An 8839-nucleotide genomic window follows, 5' to 3' on the forward strand; every position below is an offset into this window, starting at 1 on the left:
ACTGGATATTTTTGATCGATTTTTTGTGCCCCAAATCTATACTGGTCCCAAGATATTGGTAGTGTCCTATAAATCGTGACCTTAATGCTGATGTAAAATAACATATTGTTTATGAGTGGAAAAGTATTAGAAAACCAAATCTGTTTGAATGAGAACTGTCCAGACTATAGAAAAAAGAACAAAGGTCAAATCACCAAAAAGGGTTTTAATGCCAAAGGTAAACAGATGTTCAAGTGTAAGACTTGCGGAATAAGATTTCCAGAAAGCAAAGGCACGGTATTTTACAAGAGACACTTAACAGATGAGCAGATCATACTGATATGCAAGCTATTGGTCGAGAAAAATAGTATTCGAGCTTATAGAACGCATAATGGAAATTCATAGGTGGAAAGGCTCAATACATCGTGAACACTTTTTATACTTACCTTGTTTAATGCATCCTTCGTGATGCATCATGGATACTGACGAAGAAGAGGGAATAGGAGGAAAAGAATGAAACACACAGATTTGAAGGAACTTGTTGAGTACAGCACAACAGCGCCGGTAAAAAAGGATATTCTAAGTACAGAGTGGTTCAATGTAGTTCTGGTATGTCTTGAAGAAGGACAGGAGATTCAGCCCCACCCAGAACCATATTCAGTACTGTTTCAAGTAATCGATGGGGAGGGGACCATAACTGTCGGAACTGAAAAATATGATGTCAAGCCTAATCACATAATTTTCGTTCCAAAAAACGGCATACGGGGAATAAGGCCCCATACGCACATGAGCCTGCTCGGCATACGGCAACCACATTAGGTGTTTAAGGGCGAGGGTAATTGATGAATGCTATTGAAGTCGAGAATCTGACAAAACAATACGGTGATTTAATAGCAGTTAATCATATATCTTTCGAAGTGAAGGAGGGGGAGATATTTGGTTTTCTTGGTCCTAACGGGGCGGGAAAGACCTCTACAATTAGTATGATGACAGGTCTGAGCCAACCCTCTGAAGGAACCGCAAGAATAATGGGTCACGATATACAGAAAGAACCTTTTCGTGCTAAAGAATGCTTTGGGATTGTTCCGGAAGTTTCTAATGTATATGGTGGCTTTTCTGCCTGGCAAAACCTGATGTTTGCCGGGGAACTGTACGGCATCCCGAGAGAACAGAAAACCCGCAGGGCCGATGTGCTGCTGGATAAATTTGGTCTCAATGAATTCAAGAAAAAGAAGGCAAAGGGATTCTCAAAAGGGATGAAACGCAAGCTTACAATCGCCATGGCTCTCATAAATGAGCCAGACATCATATTTCTTGATGAGCCCTCGTCAGGGCTGGATGTTCAAAGTGCAGTAATGTTAAAGGAAATCATCCGTGGACTCAATTTAAATGGAACTACGATATTCCTGACCACCCATAACATTGAAGAAGCCAACGTAATGTGTGACAGGGTGGCGATTATAGTGCATGGAAGGATTGCTGCAATAGATTCTCCAGTGAATCTTAAGAAAATAATTCAGGGCACCCAATCCGTTGTTTTTGCTTTTGATTCCATCACAAACTATGATGCACTTCTCAAGATTCCTGAGGTTAGTCGCATGAATAGAGAAGGTGATAAGTGCAGGCTGTACACTGATAACCCTTCGTCTGTCCTGTCTTCTGTGTTCGACTATGCACGTGCAAACAATCTAACGCTTATGACTGTTAACACGCTGGGACCCAGTTTGGAAGATGTTTTCCTGAGACTGGCAGAGGCAGGCAAGCAGAATTTTGAGGTGAATAAGAGATGAAATCACAATCTCTGTATAGACTCGAACGAGAACTTGCCAGTGCATGGGCAATAACAAAAAAGGACATTCGTATCCATTACCTGACTCCTGCAGTCATTATGTTTGGGATTCTTTTCCCGGTATTCCTTTTCATATCTTTTGCAGTTGGAAGAGATCTACCTTTGTTGGAACTGATTCCCGGGCTTATGGCAATTACAATCTTCTTTAGCGCTTCCTCAACAGGGCCGATGGCGGTGCCTACCGAGAGAAGAAACAAAACATATGACAGATTGATCACTGCTCCAATATCCCCTTTCTCTATTCTATTGGGAGGGACGCTCGGGGGATTTATTTTTGGTGGGATAATTGCATCAATTCCGCTTGTCATCGGAATTTTATGGTTTGGTGTCGAGGTTAATAATCTTTTTGCCTTAATAGTAGGTATTAGCATGGCATCGTTTGGCTTTTCTGCCATGGGAATTATGTTTGCAGCCATACCAACTGAAAATCCTGGTGATGTTATGATGATGTTGAATTTTATCAGGCTCCCGCTTTTATTTATCAGCGGAATTTTCATCCCAATTAATGCTATGGGGGACTATTGGTTTGTAACTGTCCTTTCACCACTGACATATTCTGTTGATATACTCAGATATGCGATAGGCGGAGGCAATTACTATAGTCTTGTATGGGATGTTGCAGGTCTTTTAGTATATACATGTCTGTTCTTTATTTTTGGATTTTTACTTCATGAACGAACAAGGTCGCATGAATAGGGAATAATTCTTTATGATGTGTATTGTGCAAATGAGTTTAGGTGTTGATACCTGGAAATTTATAGGCTGATTGAAATTAGATTGGAGTCAGCTTGCTTTCACCATGATCAGCATCATCTTGAACCTGACTTTAGCATCAAGTGAATGCGGGATATTTGCAGGCATGATGACCATCTGCCCCGCCCCCGCAGTGATTTTCTTACCGCCTATTGTCAGCTCAGCCTCCCCGTCAAGTATCTGGACGATCGCATCAAAGGGGGTGGAATGCTCGCTCAACCCCTGTCCTGCATCGAATGAAAACAGGGTCACAGTCCCAGCCTCGTTCTTCTTCAGTGTCCTGCTGACAACAGACCCGTCTGCATAGCTTGTGGAACCCACAATATCAAAGGGCTGTGCCAAAGGAAACTCATTCGGTTTGAAACTCAGTTCATCTGTTTGCTTCATACCATCACCTCTTTAGATTCTTCGTGAATTGCTTTCCGAACAGTTTGCATTCTTTCAGTTCATCACCTGTCGGATTATACCTGAACTTAATCCCGGGGACAACCACCTCGATGCCCGCACTCTTTAGCCCATCTTCTATGACACCCACTGACTCACCACTCCAGCCATATCCACCAAATGCTGCCCCGGCCTTATTCTTGAACCGCAGACCCTTCATGGTCTCTATAAGGGCACCCACCGATGAAAGCACCCTCCTGTTTATTGTAGGCGAGCCGACTATGACACCTTTTGACCTGAATATCTCTGTTATGACATCGTTCATATCACTCTTTGCAACATTGAACAACTTGGCGGGCACACCGCTTTCTTTCAGACCGGATGCAATAGCCTCGGCCATGGACTTTGTCCCGTTCCACATGGTATCATAGGCAATGACAATAAAGTCCTCCTGGTACGCATCAGCCCATTCGTAATATTTCCCCACAATGTCCAGCGCGTCCTTACGCCATATCACGCCATGACTCGGTGCAATCATATCCACAGGTACATTCATTGCTTTGAACTCTTCTATCTTCTTTTTCACAAGGGAACTGAAAGGTGTCAGGATATTGGCATAATACTTGATGGCTTCCTGGAACAGTTCGCACTGGTCAACCTCATCATTATACATAGCAGACGAGGCATAATGCTGGCCGAATGCATCATTGGAGAGCAAAAGGTCTGCGCCTTTGACGTATGTGAACATGCTGTCAGGCCAGTGCAGCATCGGGGCTTCTACAAACACAAGCTCGTATTTGCCTGTCTTTAATGTATCACCTGTCTTCACTTCATTGAACTTCCAGTCCTTGTGATGATGACAGTGGATCATGTCATGCCCGTTCTTTGTGCAGTATATCTCGACATCCGGTATCTGTGCCACGAGGTAGGTCAAACTGCCTGCATGGTCTGATTCAGAATGATTCACGACAACGGCATCGATTTTATCAAGCCCGAACTCTGTATCCAGCCTGGCTACGTATTCCTCCTTAAACGGAGTCCAGACTGTGTCCACAAGTACGTTCTTTTCGTCCTTTATCAGATAGCTGTTATAAGTACTGCCGCGGTGTGTGGAATACTCCTCACCGTGGAATTTCTTAATTTCCCAATCTTTGATGCCTACCCAGAATATGTTTTCTTTTATTTCTATCATAGTCCCACTTCACTGATGTTGTAACAGATATTATGCCAAAATGAAATTAAATTACAGATAAACAATTGGCATTGTTCATTAATAATTATAACGCTAAAAAGTAAAATTAATGTACTGAGCGATGTATTTGGTAAATCCGGCAGATTATAAGAATATTGAGCACGTTGATTGATCAGTATATGTTCTCAGAAAAAGCAAAAAAAATCCCGCCTTTTTATGTAATGGAAGTCCTTGAAAGAGCACAGGAACTGGAACGATCAGGCAGAAACATCATTCACATGGAGGTGGGTGAACCTGACTTTTCAACTGCGCCGCATATCAATCAAGCAGCTTATGATGCACTAAAAGCGGGAGAAACAAAATATACCCACAGCCTGGGACTGCCCCAATTAAGGGAAGCTGTGGCCAGGTCATATAATAACAAATTCAACCTGGAATTAAACTCCAACCAGGTGATTATCACTTCAGGCACCAGCCCTGCAATGCTGGTACTGTTCATGGGTCTTCTGGATAAGGGGCATGAAGTGATCATGTCAAACCCATACTATGCTGCCTATCCGAATTTTGTGGAATATATGAACGGGAAACCCGTATTTTTATATACAAAAGAAGAAGAAGGGTTCAGCCTTAATCCCGAATATGTGGCCCGGGAGATAACACCTAAGACCCGTGCTATAATGATCAATTCCCCTTCAAATCCTACTGGACATGTGATGCATCCCAAAACCTTAAAAGGTGTATCACAGGTTGCAGGAGAGATACCAATAATCTCTGATGAGATATACCAGGGTCTGGTCTACAAAGGGGAGGATCATTCCATACTTGAATATACTGATAATGCATTTGTATTGAACGGTTTTTCCAAGCTGTATGCAATGACAGGGTGGAGGCTGGGATACCTTATTGCTCCATTAGAATATATCAGGCCCCTGCAAAAGATACAGCAGAACTTCTTTATCTGTGCCAACAGCTTTGTCCAGCATGCCGGTGTTGCAGCGCTGGAAGGGCCACAAGATCATGTAAAAGAGATGGTCAATACATATGACAAACGCAGACGTTTTATTCTTGATCGCTTAAAAGACATAGGCTTTGGGATAAACAGTGAACCTGAAGGGGCATATTACGTTCTAGCAAATGCCAGTGAATTCAGCGGCGATTCTCTTGAACTCAGCCGTATTATCCTTGAAGAAGCAGGGGTGGCCGTAACACCTGGTATTGATTTCGGGAAGGGTGCCGAAGGTTATCTCAGATTTTCATATGCCAATAACCTTGCAAATATCAAGGAAGGAATGGATAGAATAGATAGATATCTAAATAATTAGATTGTAGTCAATAGTGTGTTGGATATTATTGATGAACTTATCTCAAAAAAGCCTAAAAAAGAATTTCTTAACAACAAGATTAAACTTAAGTGTTCGACATGCGACCATTCAGAGAAATCCACATATTACACGCTCCTAAAAGAACATCAATTTGAAGTGCTTGAACCCACTTCACTTCCCTACACTTTTTTCAGGGAATCCATGTATGAAGAAGAAATAACTGCTAGTCCGATTCTTTTTAAGAAAAATTGTCCAATATGCTCAGGCCAGTTGGAAGCTTTTTCACCATTGCCCCTTGAGTATATAATTAATATTCTCCAATCAATTCCACCAGATGAGATAATGTACGGTTGATATTTATTATACCAGTTTTGTTAAGCTGTTATCACTTTACAGCCCTGCTCCATAACAATAACTGTATGTTCAGCCTGGGCTACAGGACACCCGTCACTTTCTATTAAGACCGGATATTTTTTCAATAATGATTGTGTTTTTTTAATTTCACTTTGGTCCGTTAACCAACGGGATGTAAATGGGAGTTTTTTGAATTTGGATTCTAATTTCTGATATAAAGGATTTGAAAGGTTCTTGGTTTGTCGTAGACTATATATCCTGGCCTCACCCTGTATTATTCTACCGCGACCCTTTGTTGTGAATGGTTCTATCGCAATTACATCTCCTGCATATAGAGTGTTTCCATAGGGTGCGCCACCGTAATTAGGAATATTGATACCACTATGGATTGTGAATCTATCGAGACTATGGCCTGTAAGGTCCTTAACAGGATTGCAGCCATATGATTTAATAATCTTACCCATTATTGATCCAAGATGTTTTGTATTCACACCATGCATTGTCTGGCTAATTGCAGCATTCAATGCTTCGTTAGCTGCTTTAATAAGTATGTTATTGCGATCAGTGCCAACCTCCGTGGTAGCCGCTGTATCTGCAATATATCCGTCAATGTGTGCTCCGAGATCGATTTTTACAACATCCCCGGTTTTAAATTTACTCCTGCCATATAAAGGTGTATAATGAGAAGCAATTTGATTAACAGAAATATTGCATGGAAAAGCTAACTTACCTCCCTTTTGGAGTATGAGATCTTCTACATATTCAGCAGTTTCTAACAGTTTACCCCCTTCTTTAACAGTCTTCAAGGTTTCTTCTTTTACCTCTGAAGCGATCTTACCTGCCTGTAAATAACATTCCATGATATCGGAGTTCATTTCATCTCTTCCAATGCCAGGATAATATTATCAATTAAAGCGCCTTTTCGCAGAATCTTCCTGTTTACCAGATCTACAATGGTTGAAGGTTCACCATACCCACAATCCCCCGAATCAAGTATATAATCAACTTTTAGAAGGATTTCATTTTTTACTTCTTCTAGTTTTGATGGCGCTGTTTTTCCTGAAGTATTTGCGCTTGTTGAGGTAATCGGCCTGCCAACAGATTCGATCAACTGTATAGTATGTGTTTGATCAGGCCAGCGAATGCCGATAAGATCGGTGCCTCCTGTGAGAATATCTGGAACATGTGGTTTCTTTGGTACAATTACAGTTATGGGGCCTGGCAGAAATCTATTAATAAAGTTCTTTGAAGCATTATCCAGATAAGCAACTGAATTCAGCATATGGATGCTGGAAACTGCTATTGAGATCGGCTGTTGTGGATCCCTCTTTTTCATGCCTGAGATTTTCATTACAGCATCGATGTTACCGGCATCTGCTCCAAGTCCGTAAACAGTTTCTGTAGGATAGAGCACAACACCGCCGGATTTAATTATGGATGATGCTGTTTCAATATCATTTTTCAGAAGTGATCCTTTTACTATCCTTTTCATTTCTCAGATGTCTTTTAAGGTGAACCATATATATACATCATTGTTTTTTGAGGATATTGAGATTGAATTTTTATATAATGAAAGACAAGTATCTTTTACCATGGCCATTGAAAATTATATTCCAATTCAATTGGTGTTAGGAAGCCAGGATTCGATCGAACGGGAATATTTAACAGCCGTTCCATATAATTTTACAATCGCGAATGAGGGTAAGTGGGAGATGCTTATATCTGATAAAGATATGGAAGTCAAAAAGGGTGAGGTCATTGAGATTCCATTGAAGGAGGTAAGTATTCCTGAAAATTCGGTGGCATTACCATGTGCTTTTATTCATCATGCATTGGGGGCTGTACTTAAGGCGCGACATACCGGGGTGGCACTGGTCGAGACGAGGCGAAAGATATCAAGTGTTATTTTTTTACCTATACAGAATGGGAAGGTTGAAAATGGAGATCTTTTGGCTGTGATAAATGTATTTCCGATTATTTTGAACAAATGAATTTTCTTAATAGTTTGATAAGCCACAGATAATCCACAAAAGATTTAAATCTACAAAGGACTATCTAAAACCTCATTGTAGCATTCGATTTTTAAATTTTTTGCTACATTATTTTCAAAGCTATTTCGTTTAATTAAAATAGCTCTAAATAGCACAAAATACCCTGATGCGGTTGTAACCGCAGCTGAACCTTGCGAAGGTTCAAGCGAAGCGTGCATTTCGCTTCGCTCAATAGCACAAAATACTCTGATGCGGGGGTAGCCCAGCCAGGTCAAAGGCGCAGGGCTTAGGACCCTGTTTCGTAGGAATACGTGGGTTCGAATCCCACCCCCCGCATGATTTACTTGGGTTATAGTTAAGGGCGAAAAAGTGTACGCTTTCAGTTCTTTTTAGACAGTGACAGGTATTTTAGAATTTTGAATTGCCCTGAACAGAAGTCAATGAAAATTCTTTGAAATATGTGTCCATCTGAAAATTTTAGAATCTTTTGATAAAAATTCCACCTCATATATTTTTGATGCTTCTTCAATTAAATCGTCATAACTTACGTCAATTTTATGTTTCTTAATTTTCCATAAAATAGCAGCAATCAATATCCTGATAAAAAAAGTACTTTTCTGGCTCATTTTCGATTATCCTTCTCCAAGTGTTTGTAATATTATTCTGAATGATAAATGAAGAAGTGGTTTTTAATGTTCCATTATCATGTGAAATTTTATCAAGAGCTGATAAAAAATAATCTTTAGTTAATTTGTTTACATCGATGTTTGTGCATCTCGGAATCGGTGTTTCTGATATCCAAGTTCCTATTTTTGCAAGTGATTTTCTTCCTATTAACTGGTTCAAAACTAGAATTAGTATTGCCATCGGTGTATCATTGTTATCTTTACCAGTTACGTCTGAAATACATTTTTGTATTTCAAATTCTTCAGCTACTTTCCAGAATAATGCTAATTCGCCAGCATGATAAGTTTTTCTTTATCCCATCTTGATTCTACAAGCTGGCGATACTTCT

General features: G+C 40.4%; 11 protein-coding genes and 1 tRNA gene. 7 read left to right on the forward strand and 5 right to left on the reverse strand.

Annotation, left to right across the window (positions count from 1 at the left end):
• Positions 1-492 precede the first annotated feature (492 nt).
• Genes IBX40_08365 through IBX40_08375 form a run of 3 tightly spaced genes read left to right on the forward strand, consistent with a single transcriptional unit; the run spans position 493 to position 2524 of the window.
• Positions 493-798, forward strand: coding sequence for a cupin domain-containing protein (locus IBX40_08365; GenBank protein MBE0524328.1), 306 nt, complete (start codon positions 493-495; stop codon positions 796-798).
• 23 nt (positions 799-821) lie between these two features.
• Positions 822-1769 (forward strand): ATP-binding cassette domain-containing protein, encoded by a 948-nt coding sequence (locus tag IBX40_08370; protein ID MBE0524329.1) that lies wholly within the window; start codon positions 822-824, stop codon positions 1767-1769.
• On the forward strand, positions 1766-2524 hold the full coding sequence (locus tag IBX40_08375; GenBank protein MBE0524330.1) for an ABC transporter permease: 759 nt from the start codon (positions 1766-1768) through the stop codon (positions 2522-2524). Before IBX40_08370 ends, IBX40_08375 begins: the two co-directional genes overlap by 4 nt.
• 87 nt (positions 2525-2611) lie before the next feature.
• Here IBX40_08375 and IBX40_08380 read toward each other — a convergent pair whose 3' ends face one another.
• Together IBX40_08380 and IBX40_08385 are read right to left on the reverse strand one after the other, a co-directional pair.
• Positions 2612-2968, reverse strand: a complete 357-nt coding sequence (locus tag IBX40_08380) for a cupin domain-containing protein (GenBank protein ID MBE0524331.1) — start codon at positions 2966-2968, stop codon at positions 2612-2614.
• Between the two features lie 4 nt (positions 2969-2972).
• Positions 2973-4157, reverse strand: a complete 1185-nt coding sequence (locus IBX40_08385) for an anaerobic nitric oxide reductase flavorubredoxin (protein MBE0524332.1) — start codon at positions 4155-4157, stop codon at positions 2973-2975.
• 179 nt (positions 4158-4336) lie between these two features.
• Here IBX40_08385 and IBX40_08390 point away from each other — a divergent pair, with 179 nt between their 5' ends.
• Both IBX40_08390 and IBX40_08395 read left to right on the forward strand, forming a co-directional pair.
• The gene (locus IBX40_08390; protein ID MBE0524333.1) at positions 4337-5479 is read left to right on the forward strand and encodes a pyridoxal phosphate-dependent aminotransferase; all 1143 of its coding nucleotides are present in this window, start codon (positions 4337-4339) and stop codon (positions 5477-5479) included.
• A gap of 18 nt (positions 5480-5497) precedes the next feature.
• A complete protein-coding gene (locus IBX40_08395) occupies positions 5498-5833 on the forward strand; it encodes a hypothetical protein (protein MBE0524334.1) in 336 nt (111 codons plus the stop codon).
• A 20-nt stretch (positions 5834-5853) separates the two neighbouring features.
• Here IBX40_08395 and IBX40_08400 read toward each other — a convergent pair whose 3' ends face one another.
• Entirely contained in the window at positions 5854-6708 is an 855-nt protein-coding gene (locus IBX40_08400) for a type II methionyl aminopeptidase (protein MBE0524335.1), read from the reverse strand.
• A complete protein-coding gene (locus IBX40_08405; protein ID MBE0524336.1) occupies positions 6705-7325 on the reverse strand; it encodes a threonylcarbamoyl-AMP synthase in 621 nt (206 codons plus the stop codon). Before IBX40_08405 ends, IBX40_08400 begins: the two co-directional genes overlap by 4 nt.
• Positions 7326-7425: 100 nt before the next feature.
• On the opposite strand from IBX40_08405, the gene IBX40_08410 reads away from it, so the two are divergent.
• Complete coding sequence (locus IBX40_08410; GenBank protein ID MBE0524337.1) at positions 7426-7824, forward strand: DUF22 domain-containing protein; 399 nt, start codon at positions 7426-7428, stop codon at positions 7822-7824.
• A 251-nt stretch (positions 7825-8075) separates the two neighbouring features.
• A tRNA-Leu gene (locus IBX40_08415) sits at positions 8076-8160 on the forward strand.
• A 228-nt stretch (positions 8161-8388) separates the two neighbouring features.
• Here the strand turns inward: IBX40_08415 and IBX40_08420 are convergent.
• Complete coding sequence (locus IBX40_08420) at positions 8389-8691, reverse strand: hypothetical protein (protein MBE0524338.1); 303 nt, start codon at positions 8689-8691, stop codon at positions 8389-8391.
• Between the last annotated feature and the right edge of the window lie 148 nt (positions 8692-8839).

The sequence above is a fragment of the Methanosarcinales archaeon genome (genome assembly GCA_014859725.1).
In the GTDB taxonomy this organism is placed as follows: Archaea; Halobacteriota; Methanosarcinia; order Methanosarcinales; family Methanocomedenaceae; genus Kmv04.